The sequence below is a fragment of the Pseudomonas azerbaijanoccidentalis genome, from assembly GCF_019145495.1.
GTDB classification, from domain to species: Bacteria; Pseudomonadota; Gammaproteobacteria; order Pseudomonadales; family Pseudomonadaceae; genus Aquipseudomonas; species Aquipseudomonas azerbaijanoccidentalis.
Genome location: NZ_JAHSTU010000005.1, coordinates 394,571 through 416,236 on the forward strand (window position 1 = coordinate 394,571; position 21,666 = coordinate 416,236).

At 59.6% G+C, this 21,666-nt stretch carries 19 protein-coding genes and 2 pseudogenes; 7 read left to right on the plus strand and 14 right to left on the minus strand.

What is annotated here, in order from left to right:
- Positions 1-78: 78 nt before the first annotated feature.
- The 5 genes and pseudogenes from KVG88_RS19465 to KVG88_RS19485 all read right to left on the minus strand — a co-directional run bounded on the left by KVG88_RS19465 (position 79) and on the right by KVG88_RS19485 (position 6,028).
- Positions 79-1,497: an efflux transporter outer membrane subunit gene (locus KVG88_RS19465; RefSeq protein ID WP_217872477.1), complete on the minus strand. Its 1,419-nt coding sequence runs from the start codon at positions 1,495-1,497 to the stop codon at positions 79-81.
- Positions 1,494-2,780 (minus strand): annotated as a pseudogene (locus tag KVG88_RS19470) (efflux RND transporter permease subunit); the annotation flags it as partial. The gene KVG88_RS19465 and the pseudogene KVG88_RS19470, both read right to left, overlap by 4 nt.
- Positions 2,693-3,718 carry an MFS transporter gene (locus KVG88_RS19475; RefSeq protein ID WP_225934065.1) on the minus strand — a complete coding sequence of 342 codons (1,026 nt, stop codon included), beginning with the start codon at positions 3,716-3,718 and terminating at the stop codon, positions 2,693-2,695. The gene KVG88_RS19475 and the pseudogene KVG88_RS19470, both read right to left, overlap by 88 nt.
- Before the next feature lie 46 nt (positions 3,719-3,764).
- Complete coding sequence (locus KVG88_RS19480; RefSeq protein WP_217872478.1) at positions 3,765-4,865, minus strand: sugar phosphate isomerase/epimerase family protein; 1,101 nt, start codon at positions 4,863-4,865, stop codon at positions 3,765-3,767.
- Positions 4,862-6,028 (minus strand): Gfo/Idh/MocA family protein, encoded by a 1,167-nt coding sequence (locus KVG88_RS19485; RefSeq protein WP_217872479.1) that lies wholly within the window; start codon positions 6,026-6,028, stop codon positions 4,862-4,864. The genes KVG88_RS19480 and KVG88_RS19485 overlap by 4 nt, the downstream gene beginning before the upstream one ends.
- 177 nt (positions 6,029-6,205) lie before the next feature.
- Here KVG88_RS19485 and KVG88_RS19490 point away from each other — a divergent pair, with 177 nt between their 5' ends.
- Entirely contained in the window at positions 6,206-7,204 is a 999-nt protein-coding gene (locus KVG88_RS19490) for a LacI family DNA-binding transcriptional regulator (RefSeq protein ID WP_217872480.1), read from the plus strand.
- Positions 7,205-7,291: 87 nt separating this feature from the next.
- Here KVG88_RS19490 and KVG88_RS19495 read toward each other — a convergent pair whose 3' ends face one another.
- The 3 genes from KVG88_RS19495 to KVG88_RS19505 all read right to left on the minus strand — a co-directional run bounded on the left by KVG88_RS19495 (position 7,292) and on the right by KVG88_RS19505 (position 10,555).
- Positions 7,292-9,274 (minus strand): methyl-accepting chemotaxis protein, encoded by a 1,983-nt coding sequence (locus KVG88_RS19495; RefSeq protein WP_150700948.1) that lies wholly within the window; start codon positions 9,272-9,274, stop codon positions 7,292-7,294.
- Between the two features lie 253 nt (positions 9,275-9,527).
- The gene (locus KVG88_RS19500; RefSeq protein ID WP_150700949.1) at positions 9,528-9,854 is read right to left on the minus strand and encodes a hypothetical protein; all 327 of its coding nucleotides are present in this window, start codon (positions 9,852-9,854) and stop codon (positions 9,528-9,530) included.
- A gap of 173 nt (positions 9,855-10,027) precedes the next feature.
- Entirely contained in the window at positions 10,028-10,555 is a 528-nt protein-coding gene (locus KVG88_RS19505; protein WP_217872481.1) for a winged helix-turn-helix transcriptional regulator, read from the minus strand.
- 99 nt (positions 10,556-10,654) lie between these two features.
- Between KVG88_RS19505 and KVG88_RS19510 the strand changes: the two genes are divergently transcribed.
- Together KVG88_RS19510 and KVG88_RS19515 are read left to right on the plus strand one after the other, a co-directional pair.
- Positions 10,655-11,278 carry a cysteine hydrolase family protein gene (locus KVG88_RS19510; protein ID WP_217872482.1) on the plus strand — a complete coding sequence of 208 codons (624 nt, stop codon included), beginning with the start codon at positions 10,655-10,657 and terminating at the stop codon, positions 11,276-11,278.
- 7 nt (positions 11,279-11,285) lie between these two features.
- On the plus strand, positions 11,286-12,851 hold the full coding sequence (locus tag KVG88_RS19515; protein ID WP_217872483.1) for an aldehyde dehydrogenase (NADP(+)): 1,566 nt from the start codon (positions 11,286-11,288) through the stop codon (positions 12,849-12,851).
- A gap of 36 nt (positions 12,852-12,887) precedes the next feature.
- On the opposite strand, the gene KVG88_RS19520 is transcribed toward KVG88_RS19515, so the two are convergent.
- Entirely contained in the window at positions 12,888-13,955 is a 1,068-nt protein-coding gene (locus tag KVG88_RS19520) for a GGDEF domain-containing protein (RefSeq protein WP_217872484.1), read from the minus strand.
- Between the two features lie 242 nt (positions 13,956-14,197).
- Here KVG88_RS19520 and KVG88_RS19525 point away from each other — a divergent pair, with 242 nt between their 5' ends.
- Positions 14,198-14,395 carry a hypothetical protein gene (locus tag KVG88_RS19525; protein ID WP_217872485.1) on the plus strand — a complete coding sequence of 66 codons (198 nt, stop codon included), beginning with the start codon at positions 14,198-14,200 and terminating at the stop codon, positions 14,393-14,395.
- A gap of 64 nt (positions 14,396-14,459) precedes the next feature.
- On the opposite strand, the gene KVG88_RS19530 is transcribed toward KVG88_RS19525, so the two are convergent.
- Positions 14,460-14,657: a YbdD/YjiX family protein gene (locus KVG88_RS19530; protein WP_034150399.1), complete on the minus strand. Its 198-nt coding sequence runs from the start codon at positions 14,655-14,657 to the stop codon at positions 14,460-14,462.
- A 2-nt stretch (positions 14,658-14,659) separates the two neighbouring features.
- Positions 14,660-16,717: a carbon starvation CstA family protein gene (locus tag KVG88_RS19535; protein WP_150700957.1), complete on the minus strand. Its 2,058-nt coding sequence runs from the start codon at positions 16,715-16,717 to the stop codon at positions 14,660-14,662.
- Positions 16,718-17,056: 339 nt separating this feature from the next.
- On the opposite strand from KVG88_RS19535, the gene KVG88_RS19540 reads away from it, so the two are divergent.
- The 3 genes from KVG88_RS19540 (at position 17,057) to KVG88_RS19550 (ending at position 19,694) form a co-directional block, all read left to right on the plus strand.
- Positions 17,057-18,424, plus strand: a complete 1,368-nt coding sequence (locus tag KVG88_RS19540; RefSeq protein ID WP_217872486.1) for a cache domain-containing protein — start codon at positions 17,057-17,059, stop codon at positions 18,422-18,424.
- Positions 18,425-18,452: 28 nt separating this feature from the next.
- On the plus strand, positions 18,453-19,085 hold the full coding sequence (locus KVG88_RS19545) for a response regulator (protein ID WP_217872487.1): 633 nt from the start codon (positions 18,453-18,455) through the stop codon (positions 19,083-19,085).
- Between the two features lie 168 nt (positions 19,086-19,253).
- Complete coding sequence (locus tag KVG88_RS19550; protein ID WP_217872488.1) at positions 19,254-19,694, plus strand: hypothetical protein; 441 nt, start codon at positions 19,254-19,256, stop codon at positions 19,692-19,694.
- 86 nt (positions 19,695-19,780) lie between these two features.
- Here KVG88_RS19550 and KVG88_RS19555 read toward each other — a convergent pair whose 3' ends face one another.
- The 3 genes and pseudogenes from KVG88_RS19555 to KVG88_RS19565 all read right to left on the minus strand — a co-directional run.
- Positions 19,781-20,800, minus strand: coding sequence for an ABC transporter substrate-binding protein (locus KVG88_RS19555; RefSeq protein ID WP_217872489.1), 1,020 nt, complete (start codon positions 20,798-20,800; stop codon positions 19,781-19,783).
- A gap of 137 nt (positions 20,801-20,937) precedes the next feature.
- The gene (locus tag KVG88_RS19560; protein ID WP_007904463.1) at positions 20,938-21,153 is read right to left on the minus strand and encodes a TOBE domain-containing protein; all 216 of its coding nucleotides are present in this window, start codon (positions 21,151-21,153) and stop codon (positions 20,938-20,940) included.
- Positions 21,154-21,249: 96 nt separating this feature from the next.
- Positions 21,250-21,666, minus strand: a pseudogene (locus KVG88_RS19565) (RHS repeat domain-containing protein); the annotation flags it as partial.

Sequence of the window (21,666 nt, forward strand, 5' to 3'; positions counted from 1 at the left end):
TCTTGTGCTTTTCGGTAATGACCGCTGAGCGGACCGGGTTCACCAGTGCGCCTCGAGTGACGATTTACACGTCGCGCATCACTTGTTGGCCACCACCTTGTTGCCACCGCTGTCCCATCCGCCGCCCAGCGCTTTATAGATGGCGACGATGCCCCGGTACTGATCGATTTCGCCTTGGGCCTGCGCATCCTCGGCGTTCAAGCGTTCGCGTTCGGCATCGAGCAACACCAGATAATCGACCGAGCCTTCACGGTACTGGATGCCCGCCAGGTCGGCCGCGGCACGGCTCGATTCGCTTTGCCTGATCAACGACAGCAGGCGCTGCTGGCGTTTGCCGTAGTCGCTGAAGGCGTTCTCCGATTCTTCCAGTGCCAGCAACACTTGCTGCTCGTAGGTGGCAAGTGCGCCTTCCGCCTCGGCATTAGCCCCGCGAATACGCGCGCGCACGCTGCCCAGATCGAACGCCGCCCATGTGATGCTTGGCCCCAAGCCCCAGGCGCGTGCGGCACTGGAGCCGATTTGCGAACCACGCCCGGCGGTGAAACCCAGGAAACCGCTCAGGCTGACCCGGGGAAACAGATCAGCAGTGGCCACGCCGACATCCGCCGTGGCCGACGCCAGCCTGCGCTCTGCGGCCAGGACATCCGGTCGACGGTGCAGCAACTCGCCGGGGTCACCGATCGGCAGCGCCTTGGCGATGGCCGGCAAATCTGCCGGGCTCAACGACACGCTCAGTTGATCCGGACGCTCACCCAGCAACGTCGCGATGCGATTTTTCTGCCGCACCTGCTCCGCTTGCAGTTGCGGCACGCTCGCTTCCACCGCCGCCAGTCGCGCATCGGCACGCACCACATCCAGTTCATTGCCGACACCGGCATCGCGCAGGCTGACTGTGACGCTGCGCGAATCGCTCTGATTCTTCAGGTTGGCCAGGGCAATTTTTTCCCGCAGTTGCGCCCCGCGCAGTTGCCCGTAGGCATCGACCAGCTCGGCAATCATGGTTACACGCAGTTGATAAAGATCGGCCGCGGCCGCGTCTTCCTGCGCGTTGCTCGACTCAAGCTGACGCTGGATGCGCCCGAACAGGTCGACTTCCCAAGCCATGTCCAGCCCCAGATCGTAGCGTTCGAGATTGACCCGGCTCTCGGTTTGGCCGGGCACTTGCGCGCGACCTTGCTGGCTGCTGACGCGGCTGGTGACCACTGGCAAATTGTCGTTGCTGATGTCGTCACGAATCGCCCGTGCGGCCTTCCAGCGGGCAAACGCCACACGCAGGTCACGGTTGCCCTCCAGGGACTTGCTCACCAGCTGATTAAGCGTGGGATCGTCGAATTGCTGCCACCACACTCGCTCGAATCGCGACTGATCGTAGTTGGCCGCCTTCGCATACACGCTATGGGCCGGTGCGGTGTCCGGCGTCTTGTAATCCGGCCCGACCGTGCACGCTGCCAGCGCAGCGACCAGAAGGCTGGGGAGGAAAAGCTTCAGGGCACTCATGGTTGCATCTCCAGTTTCAGCGCATGGGCTTGTCTGCGCGCCTGCTTGCGCTCGATGTAGCGGCGGATCAGAACGAAGAACACCGGGGTCAGCAGCAGGCCGAAGAAGGTCACGCCGAGCATGCCGGAGAACACCGCCACCCCCATGGCCCGACGCATTTCCGAGCCGGCGCCGGTGGAAGTCACCAGTGGAATCACGCCCATGATGAACGCGAACGAGGTCATCAGGATCGGCCGCAGACGCATGCGGCAAGCATCCAGCACGGCGTCCAGCGGTGACAGGCCCTGGTCCTGTTTGTCCTTGGCAAACTCGACGATCAGGATCGCGTTTTTGCACGCCAGCCCGACCAGTACGATCAAGCCGATCTGGGTGAAGATGTTGTTGTCACCCTTGGAGATGATCACCCCGGCAATCGCCGACAACAGGGTCATCGGTACGATCAGGATCACCGCCAGCGGCAGGCTCCAGCTTTCGTACAACGCCGCCAGCACCAGGAACGCCAGCAGTACGCAGAGCGGGAACACCAGCAACGCGGTGTTGCCGGACAGGATCTGTTGATAGGTCAGGTCGGTCCATTCGTAGGTCATGCCGTTGGGCAATTCCTCTTTGAGCAGTTTTTCAATCGCAGCCTGTGCCTGACCGGAGCTGTAGCCCGGTGCCGCACTGCCGTTGATTTCGGCGGTGACGAAACCGTTGTAGTGCGAAACCCGGTCAGGTCCCGACGTCGGGCTGACCTTGACGAAAGTCGCCAGCGGGACCATCTCGCCGCGATCGTTACGCACTTTCAACTGACCGATCTGCTCCGGTTCCTGGCGGAACTGTTGCTCGGCCTGCACGTTGACCTGGTAAGTCCGGCCAAAACGGTTGAAGTCGTTGGCGTACAGCGAGCCCAGGTACACCTGCAAGGTGTCGAAGATGTCGTTGATCGCCACGCCGTGGGTCTTGGCTTTTTCGCGGTCGATGGCTGCTTCGACCTGCGGCACATTCACCGTGTAACTGGTGAACAGATTGGCCAACGCCGGAACACTGCGGCTCTTGGTAATGATGTTCATGGTCTCTTTGTACAGCTCGTCGTACCCGAGGTTGCCGCGGTCTTCGATCTGCAAGCGGAAACCGCCGATGGTGCCCAAGCCTTGCACCGGGGGTGGCGGGAACACTGCGATGTAGGCGTCCTGAATGCCGCCGAACTTGGCGTTCAACGAAGCAGAAATCGCTCCGGCAGACAGGCTTGGGTCCTTGCGCTCATCAAAGGGGCGCAAACCGATGAAGGCGATGCCCGCGTTCGAGCGATGCCCGTGAACAGCATGAACGCCAGGTCACCGTTGTTGCCGTAGGCGAACAACAGATAGCGCAAGGCCCACGCCAGCATGCCCACCAACAGCGCAAGCTTGATGCCGAAGCGATGGATGAACAGCGGCAGAAGCAGCATGAACAGCACTTCGGACACCTGCCCGATGGCCATTTTCGCCGTGGGGTTGGTCACGCCGATTTCCGCCAGGAACGGGTTGGCATTCTGGTAATAAAACGCCAGTGGGATGCAGATCAGAATCGAGGCGATGAAGAACACCAGATAGCTACGGTCCTTGAGCAAACCCAAAGCGTCCAGCCCGAGCATCTGCTTGAGCCCGCCTTGGCCGGCTTCGGGCTTCAACGGCGCGGTGCGCGGCAAGGTGAAACTGTAGAGCCCCAACAGCAGCGAGGCGATGGCCGACATCAGGAAGGTATTGCGCAAACCGCCCGACGTGATCGCCGCTTGCGAATCCCAGGCGAACACAAAACTGATCACCACACCGGCCACGATCCAGCCGATGGTGCCCCACACACGAATGCGCGAAAACTCCAGGGCCGGGTCACTCATCTGGCGGAAGGCGACCGAGTTCACCAGGGCCAGGGTCGGCATGTAGATCATCATGTAGGCCAGCACAAACGGGTAGAACGTGCTGAAGTCCGGCGCGCGATACAGTTGATACAGCAACACCGCGCCCACCAGATGCAACACCGCCAGAATGCGCTCGGCATTGAAGAAACGGTCGGCGATCAAACCGATCACAAACGGCGCAATGATCGCGCCCCATGACTGGGTCGAAAACGCCATGCCGATCTGCCCGCCCGTGGCGCCCAGATTGCTGGCGAGAAACGTACCGAGGGTGACGAACCAGCCGCCCCAGATAAAGAACTGCAGGAACATCATTGCGCTGAGTCGCGCGGTCATCAGAGTCATTACAGTCACCGTTTTATTGTTGTTTTTTGCGAGCAATGGAACAGCGTCAGGCGTCGGGCAACCCCAACAGGCGTCGATTGAAACGTTCGTCAGAAGACACGCCGGCAAAATCGTCGAAGGCTTTGCGCGTCTTGGTGATCATGTGCCGCTCGATGAACGCTGCGCCTTCAGCGGCACCCTGCGCGGCATCCTTCAGGCAGCACTCCCACTCCAGCACGGCCCAACCGGCGAAGTCGTATTGGGTGAGCTTGCTGAAAATCGATTTGAAATCGATCTGGCCATCGCCCAACGAACGAAAACGACCCGGCCGCTCGACCCAACCTTGATAACCGCCATAGACACCGGAACGGGCATCGGGGCGGAACTCGGCGTCCTTGACGTGGAACATGCGGATGCGCTCGTGGTAGCGATCGATGAAACCCAGATAGTCCATCTGCTGCAGCAACAGATGGCTCGGGTCATAGAGGATGGCGGCGCGGGGATGGTGATCGACCGCTTCAAGAAAACGCTCGAACGAGGCGCCGTCATGCAGGTCTTCGCCGGGATGAATTTCGTAGCACAGGTCGACACCGGCCTCCTCAAAGCAATCGAGGATCGGCAACCAGCGCTTGGCCAATTCAGCAAAACCCTGTTCGACCAGACCCGCCGGGCGCTGCGGCCACGGGTACATATAGGGCCAGAGCAGCGCACCGGAAAACGTCGCGTGAGCTTTCAGGCCCAGGCGCTGACTGGCGCGCGCCGCCAGTTTCAACTGGTCGATGGCCCACGCCGTTCGCGCCTCGGGCTGCCCGCGCAAGTGCTCCGGTGCGAAGTCATCGAACAGCGTGTCGAACGCCGGGTGCACCGCCACCAGTTGGCCTTGCAGATGGGTCGACAGCTCACTGATTTCGACGCCCGCCTCGGCGCACACAGCCTTCAATTCGTCGCAGTAACTCTGGCTTTCGGCTGCGCGCGCCAGGTCGATGAATTGCGTCCCCAGTGTTGGCAACTGAATGCCCTTGTACCCTTGGGATGCCGCCCATTGGGCGATGTTGGCCAAGGTATCGAACGGCGCCTCGGCGGACATGAACTGCGCGAGGAAAATCCCCGGGCCGCGCATGCCGTTAGTGGATTGAGCGGTGTTGGTCACGGGATTCTCCAGAGTCATGGGGTGCAGACCAGTTCGGTCCACTTGGCGTCGCCGCGATGGTTGGCGATGACGGTTTCAATGAACGCCATGCCCCGCAGACCGACGTCGATGCCAGGCACACCGGGAGCGTCATGGCCGGCAACCTCGCCACGAATTGCGTTGGCAAAGTCGCCGTAAAGGTTGGCCATGGCTTCGAGATAGCCTTCGGGATGCCCGGCGGGCAAGCGCATGCGCTGGCTGGCGGCTTCGCACAACCACGGCTGGCCGACACCGGACCGCAGGATGCGCAGCGGTTGATCGAGGGCACGATGGACCAGACTGGCGGGTTCTTCCTGCCGCCACTCCAGCCCGCCCTTGTCGCCGTAGACCCGAATCTTCAGCGGGTTCTCTTCGCCCGCGCAGACTTGACTGGCTATCAGCACGCCGCTGGCGCCATCGGCCATTTTGAACAGCATCGAAGCGTCATCGTCCAACTGTCGGCCTTCGATGTGCACGCCCAGCATCGCGCACAGATGCTGGATGGGTTGATCCGCGACAAACTCGGCCAAGGAAAAGGCATGGGTACCGATATCACCGATGCATCCACCCAAACCGGACTGCTCGGGCAGGTCTCGCCACGCGGCCTGCTTGTTGCCCTGCCCGGCCACATCCTGGCTCAGCCAGCCTTGCGGATACTCGACGATCACCTTGCGCACCGCGCCAATCACGCCGCTGCGCAACATCGCGCGCGCCTGCCAGACCATCGGGTAACCCAGATAAGTGTGGGCGAGGCCGTAAAGACGCTGGCTGCGCTCGACCACGTTTTTGAGGTCAAGCAGTTCAGCGAGATTGAGCGCCGCAGGTTTTTCGCTGAACACATGAAAACCCGCACTCAGGGCCTGGCTGGCCACCGGCGCGTGCAAATGATTGGGGGTGACGATCACCACCAGCTCCATGCGCTGCTCGGCCGGCAATGCGCGCTCGGCTTCGATCATTTGCTGCCAGTCGCTGTAACAGCGTGAAGGCGTCAGGCCCAGCGCTGCACCAGTGTTCTGGTTGTTTTGGGCGTTACGGCTAAACGCCCCGCACACCAGTTCAAAGCGCCCATCGAGGCCGGCGGCCTGACGATGAGCCTGGGCAATGAAAGCCCCCTCACCGCCTCCGACAAAACCCATTCTTATTTTTGGCACGGCAGCGTTCATTGCATTTTTTCTCGAATTGGATTGAAATCCGGCCATGATGTAACCGGTTACATCGTGGCGGAAATTTAGGCTCAGTTGCGTGTCGTGTCAAACCCCGGTTAATCCTCCAGGAACATTTCAGCCCATGGCCGACCTGCGGTAAGCTCGCCGGCCGTGCTGTTTGAAAACGAGGTGGTCTTGTCCAATATCCGCGAAGTAGCCCGGCTGGCCGGTGTCTCGGTGGCCACGGTGTCCCGAACATTGAAGTCACCCGAGCGCGTGCTCCCCGAAACCCGGGACAAGGTCAACACCGCCGTGGAACAGGCAGGTTATCGACCCAACCTGATGGCGGTGCAGTTTCGCTCACGCCGGACTGGCAACCTGGTGATTCTGGTACCGGCCATCGCCAACACTTTTTTTGCACGGGTTATCAGCGGTGCGCAGCAAGCCGCCCAGGCCGCGAACTATCGCTTGCTGTTGTGCGACACCCAGGGGCGCGAGGAAATCGAACGGGAATTCGCCGAGCTGGTGTACAACCACCAGGCCGACGGCGTGATCCAGTTGCGCGCCTACGACCCGTTCGCAGCGCCGTTCCCCAGCGCCGAACTGCCGCCCATCGTCAACGCCTGCGAGGTGATTCAGGGTGGGCGTCATCCCACGATCAGCCTCGACAACCACGCTGCCGCCAAGGCCATGACCGAACATTTGATCGAACTCGGCCACCGCCGCATCGGCCTGATCAAAGGCCCGAAAAGCAGCCCGCTGACCCGCGACCGTGTGGCTGGTTATCAGGATGCCCTGCATCTGGCCGGCATCGCCTCGGATGCGGCATTGATCTGCCACGGAGATTTCAGTCTGAAAGCCGGGTATGACGGCGCGGCAGCGATGCTGAAACTCGCCGACCGCCCCACGGCGTTGTTTTGCGAAAACGACGAGATGGCCATCGGCGCGTTGAAGCACATCAAGCAACAGGGCTTGCGCGTTCCCGAGGACGTTTCGCTGGTGGGTTTCGACGACATTCCTTTCGCGGCCTACTGCGACCCGCCGCTGACGACCATCGCGCAACCGGCGGAAATGTTCGGCCGCAAAGCCGTCGAGATGCTGATCACGTTGATCGAAAAAAAGCCGCTGGCCCAACGGCATGTGGTGCTGCCGTTCGAGCTGACGCTGCGCAACAGCACCTCCGCGCGACAATAATCTCCTTGAAGGTGCCGGCTTGCTGGCGATGTCGACTGTTCGGTCGCCATCGCCAGCAAGCCGGTTCCTACAGTGAAAATTTGAGCATCAGTCGCGGAATTGCGTCAGTTGCTGATTCAAGGAACCCGCCTGATCACGCAGTTGCTGCGATTGATCGAGCAGGCTGCGAATCGCATGGTCATTCTGCTCAGAAATGCGACTCACACCCTGGATCGCGACCGATAGCTGTTCACCGGTGGCCGCCTGGCTTTGGGTCTGGCGTGCCACTTCGCTGATGCGCGCCAGAATATCCTGGGCATGCTGGCGAATCTGGTCCACGCCCTGGGCAGACGTGGTCAGTTGCACCACGCCCTGACGCACCGCTTCGCCGACCTGATGGACGTTGGCCACCGTGTTGCGCACGTCCGAACCAATGGCGCCGATCATCTCGCCAATTTCACCGGTTGAGCGACTGGTGCGCTCTGCCAACTGCCGCACTTCGTCCGCCACCACGGCGAACCCTCGGCCCTGCTCCCCTGCCCGCGCCGCTTCGATTGCGGCGTTGAGGGCCAACAGGTTGGTCTGATCGGCGATGCTGCGGATCACCGCGATGATGCCGGCGATCTGTTGCGAACGTTTCTCTAGATCACCCACGGCACCGGCCACCACGTCCATGGTTTGGTCGATGTGGGTAATGCCGGCCAGGGTCTGGCTCATGTCGCCGGAAATATTGGTGGTCAACACTTCGGTGTTGCGAGCCAGTTGCTCCACGTCTTCGGCTTGCTGCGACATCTCGGTCACCGAGTGCGCCAGTGCCGTAACGCCACTGGCCATTTCTTCGGTGGCGGTGTGTTGCGAGGTTGCACGCTCGGCGACCGCTTGGGTGGTATCGCCCAAGTGATTGGAGATCTGCATCAGTGCGGTGCTGCTATGACGAATCGAACCCACAAGATCCCCCAGACGCTGAATGAATTGATTGAAAGCCCCGGCCAATTTCCCGGTTTCATCGCCACTGCGTTGTTCGAAGCGCAGTCCCAGTTCGCCGCCCCAGGCCTGGATGCCCACGGTGAGACCGGACAGCGGACGGATCTGCCACGCCAGCAAATGCCACAGCACAATGGCCAGGACCAGCAACGCCACCAGACCAATGACCACTGCCGTGTAAAGGAACTGATTGATGCCGGCCATGGCTTCAGCCAGCGGATAAGCGACCATCAGCGCCCAGTTGTTTGGCGACTTGCCGATGTGCACTGGTTGCAATACATAACCCCAGCCATCGCGCTCAAAACTGTAAGACTGGCCCGCCTTGATCGCGTCTTTGGCAGCCGTCGGCAACTCGTCCGCAGGTTGGCTCAAGCGCTTGGCATCGGGGTGGCTGGCGTAAAGGCCATCGCTGGAAATCAGCGCGCCATAACCTTTATAGGCATCGATGGTCGAGAGTTGACGGGTGATGCTTTCAAGCGGGATATCCACCCCTGCCACACCCAATGCTTTGCCACCTTGCAACAGCGGCACCATGATCGACATCAGCATCACCTTCTGCCCACTGCCGATGCCGTACGCATAGGGTTCAGAGGCCCACGGCTGGCGGGTGCGCAGCGGTCGGTAGTAATACTGGTTGTCCGCGTTTTCCGGTACGTAACCACTCAACACTTCGGACTTCACCCCGCCACTGGCACGGTTCCAATAGGTCAGGTAACGACCCGTGGCATCATGGTTTGGCTGGTTGGCAAACTCGCTGTCCTTGCCGTCGAACGCGTTCGGTTCCCAGTACTGACCAAGCCCCAACAACGTCGGGTTGGCCTCGAACAATTGGCGCGTCATTGCATCGGCGGTTTTGCGATCTACCTGCTGTTGTTGCATGGCGGTCGCAACACTGGCCAGGGATTCGGCCACGGTAAAACCGACACCGAGTTCAACTTCCACTTCCTTGGCGTTGGCCTTGACGATGGTATCGACCAGGGCAAACGTTTCTTTGACGGACGAACCATAGGCGATGTACGCAATGGACCCCAGCAGCAGCGCCATGACGACGACGGTACCCATCAGTGCCGTCCAGAACAATTTGAAGTGCAGAGAGCGATTAGGCATGAACATTCTCGAATGAACGATTCGTCAACCAGCAAACAGACCACGCAAAAACGAGAGTGCCGCAGCCCTGCTGGCAGGTGATTTATAGTTGATATTATTTAGCCACTATATCGAGGCGAATACCTCCGACGCAACCCAATTGAACACTTGATCAGTATTAAAAGACGCAAAGAAAAACCGGGGCGACAAACAGCATCGATACGTTCGTCAGATGCGTGTCGATGAGAAGGAAACGGGCGGGTTAGACAGTTGCCTAGAGGCATTCCTGCGCGGCGCGTTCGAGCCGCGAAGGGCCGAAGGTCGACGCCAGCAAGGTACGTTCATACAAGAACACCTTGCCCTTGTAGGCCTCCAGGACATCGTTGGCAGCGACCTTGCTCGAAACCACAATCCGGTAGCTGCGCGCGTTTTCCGAGACGGTGGTGTGCAGCGCGCCTTCATGCAGTTTTGGCAGCACACACTGAGCGTAATCCTCAGGTGCTTTTTTCGTCTGCAAGGTCAGCGTTGGGTCGTTTGGCGTTGAGGCACAGCCTGCCAACAGCAAGGTTGCCAAAAGAGCCGATCGAGTAAAAATATTCATCGCGCCGATTCCGGTAGAAGCATTTCAGATGGGCGCGATTTTCCTTGTTTGCCGCAAGCAACAGAACTTGTGATCGGTGATGGTCACTATTATGCGAACGAATAGTAAACGTCAGGACATAACGTGATCCGTAGCAGCTGGCGTAGCCAGCTGCTACAAAAGCCATCGGTGCGTCACGTTTCCTGCTTGTCTGCCATCGCCCCACGATTGCCCTTGAAGGCTTCACGTCGTGATTTGCGTTCCTCGGCATAGGCCGGCGCAGGCTCGCTGATCAACTCTTCCCGGCGCAACAACTCACCGCAATGCTCGCACAACGGCCCCAGCCCCGCAGGCTGGCCGCAGGTCTTGTGGGTGTAACGCACGGCCAGGCCCTCATCCGCGGATTTGCACCACGTCTCACCCCAGGCGCGCAACGCTAATACCACCGAGTAAAACGCCTCACCCTTGCCGGTGAGGTGGTACTCGTAGCGCGGCGGCCGCTCGCTGTAGGCGAGGCGCTCGACCATGCCGTCAGCCTCCAGACTTTTAAGACGCGCCGCGACCATTTGCGGGGTGCCGCCCGTCTGCGCCTGAATCTCGTCATAACGATGATTGCGCATGAACAATTCGCGTAAAACCAGCACGGTCCAGCGATCGCCGACGATGTCCTCGGCCCGTGCAATCGGGCACAACGTTTCAGGACTATTCTTCTTTACCGCCATACGGGCTTGCCTCTTTCCTAGTTACTATGATTATCATATTAACACCATGCAGGGGCAAGCCCATCGCATGGGTCAGTCTAAATCCCTGGAGAATTAGTCATGTCCAACGCAGCCTACCCGCTTGATCGAACCGCTTACCTGCTGGTCGATCCCTACAACGATTTCCTGTCCGAAGGCGGCAAAATCTTCCCCCTGCTCGAACCCATCGCCAACCAGGTCGGCCTGCTCGATAACCTGCGCAGCCTCGACCGCACCGTCCGCGCCCTCGACATCCAGGTGGTCATCGTACCGCACCGTCGCTGGGAACAAGGCGACTACGAAAACTGGGATCACCCGAGCCCTACCCAATGCAAGATCCAGCACATGCACCACTTCGCACGCGGCGAATGGGGCGGCGAATGGCATCCCGATTTTGCGCCGCAGGACGGCGACATCATCGTTCAGGAGCATTGGGGTTCCAGCGGCTTTGCCAATACCGACCTGGATTTCCGGCTCAAGCAGAAAGGCATTACCCACGTGATCATCGTCGGCCTGCTCGCCAACACCTGCATCGAAGCCACTGCCCGTTACGCACAAGAGCTCGGCTACCACGTCACCCTGGTGCGCGACGCTACCGCCGCTTTCAAGCCGGAAATGATGCACGCCGCCCATGAACTCAACGGCCCGACGTACGCCCATTCGATTGTGACGACCGAGCAACTGATCGCCACCCTCAAGTCGTGAGCTGAAAATGAAACTGACCGGAAACCTGTTAATCGGCGCCAACGAAGTCCCCGCCAGTGCCGGGACCATGAAAGCGCTTAATCCCTCGACCAATCAGCTCATCGAGCCGGACTTCGCCTTCGGTGGCGTGGTGGAAGTGGACATGGCGGCAAACCTCGCCGACGAAGCGTTCGATCAGTACAGCCATACCTCGCTGACTGAACGGGCAGCGTTCCTCGAGCGCATCGCCGATAACCTCGATACAGTCGCCCTGCCCTTGGCAGCACGGGCCGCGCTGGAAACCGGCCTGCCCGAGGCGCAACTTCAGGGCGAAGCGGCGAAGGCCGCCACCCAGTTTCGCCAGTTCGCCGATGTGGTGCGCAAAGGCCGGTTCCTGCAACTGGCTATCGACCCGGCGCAGCCTGATCGCCAACCGCGACCGCGCATGGACCACCGTTTGCAGAAAATCGCCCTCGGCCCGGTGGCGATATTCGGCGCGAGTAACTTTCCCATCAGTTACTCGGTGGCCGGTGGCGATACCGCTTCGGCACTGGCGGCGGGCGCGACGGTGATCGTCAAGGCTCACAACGCCCACCCTGGCGCCTCGGAAATTCAGGCCAGGGCCATTCGCAAAGCAGTGCAGGACAGCGGCTTGCCGGAAGGCGTGTTCTCCATGGTGCGGGGCGGTGGCAATGCCATCGGCGAAGCGTTGGTCGACCATCCGCTGATCAAGGCCGTGACCTTCACCGGTTCCGAACAAGGAGGCATGGCACTGTATCGCCGCGCCCAACTGCGCCCCGACCCGATCCCGGTGTTTACCGAGATGACCAGTGTTAACCCGACGTTCATCCTGCCCCAGGCATTGGCTGTTCGCGGTGCACAGATTGGCGACGGGTTTACCGAACGCATGTTGGTCAACGTCGGCCAGGCCTGTCTCAAACCGGCGATCCTGATTGCAATCGAAGGCACCGGATTCGACGCCATGCGCACGGCCATGATCCAACGGGTGGCAGATGCGCCGGCACGTCCGATGTTGACGCCGGGTATTCACGCGTCCTACCTCAGCGGTCTGGACCAACTGCAAAGCGCGGGTGCCCAGCCTGTCGTCGAGGGCTTGTCGGCGGTGGCGGATCTCGATGGTCAGTCAGCCTTGCTGGAAGTGGACGGCGAACGTTTCCTCGGCGAGTCGGCACTCGCACATGAAGTGTTTGGTCCGGCAGCGCTGCTGGTGAAGGTCAAGGATGAGGCGCAAATGCTCGCAGTCGCTCGCGCGCTGCCCGGTCAGCTCAGCGCGGCAATGCATCTGGAAGAGGAAGATTTCGATCTGGCCCGGCAACTACTGCCGATTCTGGAACGGCGGACCGGGCGGATTGTGGTCAACGCCTTTGCCCATCCGCAGGAAGTGTCATACGCGACCATTCACGGCGGACCGTTTCCGGCATCGTCAGACAGCCGCTTCACCTCTGTGGGCATGACGTCGATCGAACGCTTTTTGCGTCCGTTGACCTATCAGGGCTTCCCTGACGCGCTGTTGCCCGAGGTCCTACGAGACAGCAACCCCCTCGGCGTGCCGCGCAGCGTGGACGGTCAGTAACAGCCCTTCAAAGTCCGGCGCAACGCAATCGCAGGTTTACAACTGCAGTGCCGGGCTTTGATGCAGGGCTTGCACTTGATTGCGACCGTTGCGCTTGGCTTCATACAACGCGTCGTCGGCGCGGGTCACCAGGCTTTCCAGGTTGTCGCAGGGCTCGGCGAAGGCGACACCGAAAGACGCGGTGATGGTATCGAGCACCGTGTCGGTGCCACGCGCCTTGATCCGCAACGATTGCACTTTCAGGCGCAGCTGTTCGGCGTAGGCGCGGGCGCGGGCCAGATCGGCGCAGCCTTCCAGCACGACGCAGAACTCCTCCCCGCCGTAACGTCCGGCGAACGCATGGGCTGGCAGCGCGCCGCGCAACACCTGCCCGACGTGCTGCAAAACGCGATCGCCCAAGGGGTGGCCGTACTGATCGTTGAACTGCTTGAAATGGTCGATGTCCAGCATCACCAGCGCTACTCGCCGGGAGGCCTTGCCCAGCGCCTGCTCCAGCAAGCGCGTAAACGCGGTGCGGTTGAGCAGTTCGGTCAAGCCATCGAGGGTCGCGGCCCGTTGGGCGCGTTCCAGCTTGTCGCGCAGGGTCTTGATTTCGTTTTGCGCCGACTGCAACTGGCCGAGGAAGCGCTCCTGCTGGCTCTGCATCACGCGGGTGCTCTGCTGCAGCTCACTGAGAATGCCCGGCAAACGGTCGCTGACCGGTTCGTCGAGCATTTCCAGGCACTGCCCCAAGCGGTTCTGGAAGGTCTGGCTGCCCATCACGCTGCGCGAAACGTCACGCTCCATACCATCAACCAGACTGAAGACCTGTTGCTGCTCGGCGCGAGCGTCTTCGAGTTCGTCACGAATGATGTATTCGCGAAACAGCCGGGACGCGGATTCCGGCGGGCAACCGTCGAAGTCGCGGAGAACCCTGTCCAGGTGCCGGTTGAGCTCCGGATCCTGACCTTTGCTGTAGGTGTACCAGAGTGCGTAATGCACAGGATTGGGCGGAATGTTATGGCGAACCATCAAAGGAACGGCTTGCTTGAGCAACGCCGCCGCCTCGCGGGAGTCTTCCGGATACAGCGCTAGAACATTCGCACGCGATTCTGATTGGCTCATGGCATCACTGTAGTTATTAATCGATGGCATTCAGACGACGCGCAGAGCATACCGATACCCCCGACAAACGGCTATCCCGCTTTGGTTTGGGAAGTAACGGGCACATGGCAATTCCTACAAAATTTTCATGCTGAAGCACAACAATCAACATTATTTGCCACAAAAAGATGTCACAATGACATTACACCACTGCCGTACAGATTCGGCAGTCACGAAAAACGTCGGCCGCGTGAGAAAACGCCATGTCCCTGAAAGCGCTGTTCATTTACTGGCCACTGTTGTCCATCGCCACGGCCGCCGTGCTGTGTCGCCTGATTCACAAAGCCAAACTGGCGGATCGGGCAATGCAAGCACAACAGCGAGACTCCGCGACTCGCGATTGCAGGGTCGGGGTTCAGCGTTCGCACAGTGATGATGACTCGGATCGCCTTGCGGCGTAATCCGAGGGTTTTACAACATCGCGCATAAAAAAACCGGCCTGTTCAGGCCGGTTTTTTTATTCACTCAACAACACTTCGGTCCAGCCTTACTGCCGTAACGGGCCTCCTGGCGTTCGCGAAAGAACGCCTCGTAGTCCATCAGCGGCTTGTCCGGGTGCTTGGTCTGCATGTGCTCGACGTAGTTGTCGTAGTCGGGCATGCCCACCATCAGGCGTGCGGCCTGACCGAGGTATTTGCCCAGACGACTCAGGTCATTGAACATGATCAGGCATCCGGCAGCGCTTGGTATGGCGCTTCTTTATCCGTGCGTTCCTTGGTGCCCCAGGCGGCGACGCCGACTTTGAGGGCAAAGAACAGGATGCTGAACACCACGAACAGAAACAAAGCGGTCAGCGTTGCGTTGGTGTAGGCGTTGAAAATCACGTGCTGCATCTGATCAACGCTCTTCGCCGGGGCCAGCACCTGACCATTGGCCAGCGCATCGCTGTACTTCTTGGCCAAGGCCAGGAAGCCGATTGCCGGATTGGCGTCGAACAGCTTGATGAAGCCCGCGGTTGTGGTGCAGATCAACAGCCAAACGGCCGGCAGCAACGTCACCCAGACATAACGCTGACGTTTCATCTTGATCAGCACGACAGTGCCAAGCATCAACGCGATACCGGCCAGCATCTGGTTAGAGATACCGAACAGCGGCCACAGGGTATTGATGCCGCCCAGTGGGTCGATCACGCCTTGGTACAACAGGTAACCCCACATCGCCACGCAACCTGCGGTGGCCACCAGGTTGGCGGTCCAGGATTCGGTGCGTTTCAGCGCCGGCACGAACGAGCCGAGCAAGTCCTGCAGCATGAAGCGACCGGCACGGGTACCGGCGTCTACCGCGGTCAGGATGAACAGCGCTTCGAACAGGATCGCGAAGTGGTACCAGAACGCCATGGTGTTTTCACCCGGCAACACACTGTGCAGGATCTGCGCGATACCGACCGCCAGGGTCGGCGCACCACCGGCACGGGCCAGGATGGTGGTTTCGCCGATGTCATGGGCGACTGCCTGCAGCGCTTCCGGGGTGATTGCAAAGCCCCAGCTGCTGACGGTTTGCGCGACGGTCACAGCATCGGCACCGACGACGGCGGCCGGACTGTTCATGGCGAAGTACACACCCGGATCGATCACCGAGGCAGCTACCATGGCCATGATCGCCACGAACGATTCCATCAGCATGCCGCCGTAACCGATGTAGCGGGCATGACCTTCACTGGCCAGCAACTTCGGCGTGGTACCGGAAGCAATCAGCGAGTGGAAACCGGAGACCGCGCCACAGGCGATGGTGATGAACAGGAACGGGAACAGACCGCCCTTCCATACCGGACCGGTGCCATCGACGAATTGGGTCAACGCCGGCATTCTCAACTCCGGCATGGTCACCAGAATACCGATGGCCAGGGCGACGATGGTGCCGATTTTCAGGAACGTGGAGAGGTAGTCACGTGGTGCCAGAATCAGCCATACCGGCAGAACCGCAGCGACAAACCCGTAGCCGATCAGCATCCAGGTAATTTGCACGCCGGTGAAGCTGAAGGCCTTGGCCCACACTGGATCGGCAGCAATCTGCCCGCCCAACCAGATCGAACCCAGCAGCAGCAATACGCCGATGACGGAAATTTCACCAATACGGCCCGGACGGATGTAGCGCATGTAGATGCCCATGAACATCGCGATCGGAATAGTCGCCATGACGGTGAACATGCCCCACGGGCTTTCAGCCAGAGCCTTCACCACGATCAGCGCCAGCACCGCGAGGATGATGATCATGATCAGGAAGCAGCCGAACAGCGCGATGGTGCCGGGGATGCGGCCCATTTCTTCCCGGACCATGTCGCCCAGGGAGCGACCGTTGCGGCGGGTGGACATGAACAGGACCATGAAGTCCTGAACGGCACCGGCCAGCACCACGCCGGCGATCAGCCACAACGTGCCGGGCAGATACCCCATTTGCGCCGCCAACACCGGACCGACCAGCGGCCCCGCGCCGGCAATGGCCGCAAAGTGGTGACCAAAAAGCACGTGTTTGTTGGTCGGCACGTAGTCCAGACCATCGTTATTGAGTACAGCGGGAGTGGCGCGATTGGGGTCCAGCTGCATCACCTTGTTGGCGATGAACAGGCTGTAATAGCGGTAGGCAACGAGATAGATGGCAACAGCTGCGACTACGATCCACAGGGCGTTGATCGCTTCGCCGCGGCGCAAGGCCACGACACTCAGCGCAATCGCTCCCAGGACAGCCACGGCAAACCAGCCGAGGTGTTTAGCCAGACGGGGCATAGAGGGTCTCCTGCCACAGCCAGTGAACTGCGGCGGTAATTTTTATAATTGTGTCCGCTGTGCGGAGCTGGCCCAATATCCGCGCATGCCGTCCACAAATAAATCCGCGTTACTACGTACGTAGCGCCTACGTAGTTCTACGTAGACAACACTCCCGTAGGAGCTGCCGAAGGCTGCGATCTTTTGATTTTTTAAAGCCGCACCGCAGAAAGATCAAAAGATCGCAGCCTTCGGCAGCTCCTACAGGGACCGGAGTTCGATGGTCATTCCGTCCACCAGCGCTACAGGCCAGGCGTATCTTTGGCATATGATCCCGACCCTTCGCGCGCAGGAGTCAGCATGCAACTCAAACACAAGATCGTCGCCCTCGGGATTCTGCCGCTGGTGCTGGCCATTGCCGTCATTTGCGCGCTGGTGATTTCCCTGAATCGCCAACTCGGTGATCAGCAGGCTCAGTTGATCGAAGACAGCATTCTGGCGAGCAAACGCGCGGAACTGAAAAACTACGTCGAAATGGCGCAAAGCCTGATCGAGCCGCTTTACGACGACGGTCACGGTGACGTCCACGCCCAGCAAAAAGTGCTCGAAGAGCTGCGCAAACTCAGCTTCGGTATCAACGGCTACTTCTTCGTGTACGACCACGAGGGCCGCAGCCTGATGCACGCGCGCCAGTCGGACCTGGTGGGCAAATACCTCTGGGATATGAAAGACCCCCATGGCCTGCCGGTGATCCAGGCGCTGCTCAAAAGTGCGCAGTCGGGCGAAGGTTTTCAACGCTATGCCTGGAACAAACCGTCCTCCGGTCAAGTGACCGACAAACTGGCCTACGTGGTGATGCTCGATCGCTGGGGCTGGATGCTCGGCACCGGCATCTACCTCGAAGACGTCGAGCGCGCCACCCAGCAAGCCCGAGACGAAGTGGCGATGGGCATCCGCAAGACCATGATGGCGATTGCCGTGGTCGCCCTCGTCGCGGTGCTGTTCGTGTTTGCCACCGGCATGACCCTTAACGTCAGCGAGCACCGTTTGGCGGACAAAAAACTGCAACGCCTGACCCAGCGTATCGTCAGCCTCCAGGAAGAAGAACGCTCACGGGTGTCCCGCGAGCTGCACGACGGCATCAGCCAGGTACTCGTATCGATCAAGTTTCAATTCGAACTGGCCAGCCATTTGCTGGAAAACGGTCAGGCTCACGACAAAGGCCTGGGCACGTTGAGAGACGCCACCGAACGCCTGGGCGAAGCGATTGGCGAGGTGCGTAGCCTGTCCCACGATTTGCGTTCATCCTTGCTCGACACGCTCGGCCTATCGGCGGCGATTGGCCAACTGGCCGCTGAATTCGAGCAACGCAGCGGGCTGACGGTGACCTACAACGACAACGAGTTCGACTGCCAATTGGTCGATGGCGCCGCTGTTTCGCTGTTCCGCATCGTGCAGGAAGGCCTGACCAATATCGAACGTCACGCCGGGGCAAAAAACGTTTCCATTACACTGCGCGGCTGTGAACAGTCGGTTCGGCTGACAGTGGTCGATGACGGCGTGGGGTTTAACGTCGCTCAGGTCGAACGCCGTCACAGCGGTATCGGTTTGCGCAACATCCGTGAACGCGTCGAACATTTTGGTGGTCGCTTCGAGTTGACCTCCGCGGCGGGCCACAGTGAGCTGGACGTTTTATTACCAATGCGACTGCCCACGAGCAAACGCTGATTACCAGAACACAAGAGTGAAGCCTTGCATGAACCTGCCCTCCCCGATCCGCGTCGCCCTGGTCGACGATCACTCCCTGGTCCGCGACGGCATCAAGGCGCTGCTGGCCGTCATGTCGCCACTGGAAATGGTCGGCGAAGCGGAAAACGGCGCGCAGGCCATCGAAATGGTCGGACGCTGCCAGCCGGACTTGCTGCTGGTGGACATCAGCCTGCCGGACATGAACGGCCTCGAGCTGACCCGCGTGCTGCGCAGTCAGTACCCGTCACTCAAGGTGCTGGTGCTGAGCATGTACGACAATTACGAGTACGTCAGTGAATCGGTGCGTTCCGGTGCCAGCGGCTATGTGCTAAAGAACGCTCCGTCACGGGAGATCATCGCCGCCATCGAAGCCATCACCAGCGGCGGCACGTTCTACAGCGCTGAAATCGCCCAGCGTTTAATCGCCGACAAGAACACCGACAACGAGCTGACGCCCCGGGAAAGCCAGGTGCTCTCGAAGATGGCGCAAGGTCTGAACAACAAGGAAATGGCCCGGGAACTGGACATCAGCGTACGCACGGTGGAAACCCATCGGCTGAGCATTCGCCGCAAACTCAACATCGACAAGCCGGCGGCGCTGGTCAAATACGCCCTGGATCACGGGCTTATTTCTCGCTAGCCCCCAGTTTGTAATCACAAACCCTGTAGGAGCGAGCCTGCTCGCGCCTACGGGGTCGCAACCATTGACTGCGTCAATAGTCACCATTAACTCAATGAAGTTCTCTTAAAAAATCCACGGCGTAACATCAGCTCCATACCAACCAACAACACCCCGGAGCACACGATCATGAAACGCCAAACCATCCTCAGCATCGCTTTCTCGATCTTCGCCGTTAACGCTTTTGCCGCCACCTCTGCTCAACCTGTCGTCGCTGAAGGCGGCTCGGATCGACTGATTGAAAGTCGTGTGGCTGAAGGTGGTTCGGATCGTCTGATTGAAAATCGTGTCGCTGCCGATGGTTCGGATCGTTTGAAAGGCAACGAAGTGGCCGCTGATGGCTCCGACCGCCTGCAAGGCAACACCGTCGCTGCCGATGGCTCCGACCGTCTGCAAGGCAACACCGTTGCTGCCGATGGCTCCGACCGCCTGCAAGGCAACACCGTCGCTGCCGATGGCTCCGACCGTCTGCAAGGCAACACCGTTGCTGCCGATGGCTCCGACCGCCTGCAAGGCAACACCGTTGCTGCCGATGGCTCCGACCGCCTGCAAGGCAACACTGTCGCCTGAACATATTGCGACACCGTAACACCCACAAAAAACCCGGCCTGATCAGCCGGGTTTTTTTATGGTTTTTTTAGGCGAATAAAGGCAACTCAGCTGCCCGCCCCACCGTGTGCCTCTTCAAAAAAGTAGTCCTTCCAGCTTTCAGCCTTGTTTTTCAGCACGCCTAAGGCCTGCAATTTCTCGGCATAAACAGCCGTGCGTTGTGGCGTAATCGTGAAGTCAATTTCGGGATCGTTGACGATTTTCTCAACCAGCGGCAACGGTAACTTCGATTGCTCGACCCGAATGTAGGTCGCGGCCGCAGCGGACTTGTCGGCCTTGATGATTTTTTCAGCCTCGGCCAGTGCGTCGTAGAACGCTTTGTAGGTTTTCGGGTTTTCGTCGTGAAATTTTTCAGTGGTGTAAAGCACGTTGAATGTCGCCTGGCCACCCAACACGTCGTAGGAACTCAGCACTTTGTGCACGTTGGGACTCTGCAACTCCTGATACTGGAACGGCGGACTGGAAAAGTGCGAGCTGATTTCCGAACCACCGGCGATCAGCGCGGCCGTCGCATCCGGGTGCGCGAGGCTGATGGAGATGTCGTCGAACTTCTTGAAATGCTCATCGCCAAACTGTTTCGCCGTTTCAATCTGCAACGTTCGCGACTGGAACCCAACGCCCGCCGCTGGCACTGCAATGCGGTCCTTTTCGGTGAAATCCTTGAGGTTCTTAACATTCGGATTATTGGTCAGCAGGTAATTGGGCATTGAGCCCAGTGACGCAATCGCCTTGACGTTCTGCTTGCCCTTGGTCCGATCCCAGATCGTCAGCATCGGTGGCACACCCGCCGACACCACATCCAGTGCACCGGCCAACAACGCCTCGTTCATCGCCGTAGCACCGGAAATGCTGTTCCAGTCGACCACAATATCCAGGCCCTGCGCCTTACCCTGCTTCTCGATCAACTGCTGATCGCGCACCACATCCAGAATCAGGTAACCGATACCGAATTGCTGGGCAATGCTGATCTTGCCTTCCGCCTGTGCACCCGGGCTGAGCAATACACCCACCGCCGCAATGGATGCCGCCAACAACGTTAAACCTGAATTCTTGAAACGACCCACCATGAAAACCTCATCTATAAATAAACGAACAAAAGTCTTCACGCGATCCGTAGCAGCTGGCGAAGCCCTCAGAAATGACGACTGCTGCGCAGCCGAACGCAGGCTCTGCCAGCTGCTACAAAAAAGCGTTGAGGCCGGACTCAGAGTTTGGCGATCGAGACTTCGGTTGATTTCACAAAGGCAATGACTTCGCTCCCGACCTTCAATTCCAGGTCACGCACCGAACGGGTGGTAATCACCGAAGTGACAATCCCCGACGCCGTTTGCACGTCGATTTCGGAGACCACTTCGCCTTCGAGAATTTCCTTGATGACGCCCTTGAACTGGTTACGGACGTTGATCGCTTTGATGGTCATGGTGAGGCTTCCTGTCTGAGGTCGAGCCCTTCCGCATGGATGGGCAGGCCCTCAAAGTGCACTGCCTTTGACGACAACAAAAGGAATATATAATTATCTATTTATATCTTTATAGAATATGAGTGCATTCCTTGGCACCCAATCAAGTTGGATTCCGGGGTTGTGCAGGCGCGAGAGTTTTTCCGCTGGCAGGCGCGAAGCAAACTGCCAACTCTTGCGCCCCAGGGCGTCGTAGCCGAAACAGCTGGTGAGCGCGCCCTGGGTGCGCAGGACTTCGCGGTGCAGGTCGTCGCGCTCGATGTCGCTGATCAACTCACCGTCGAGGTTGAGTTGGTGCAGGTGGCCGCTGCCTTAGTACAGATGGTTGAGGTGTTGGCCGGTGGGCAACGTCAGCGTGGTGAGGTTGCTCAGTGGGTCGTACTCGTAGGACAAGGCGCCCTGAGCCGTCGTCTCCTCGATCAGCCTGCCGAGCGGGTCGTAGGAGAATTCCAGCGTTTCTTCGCTGACACCCAG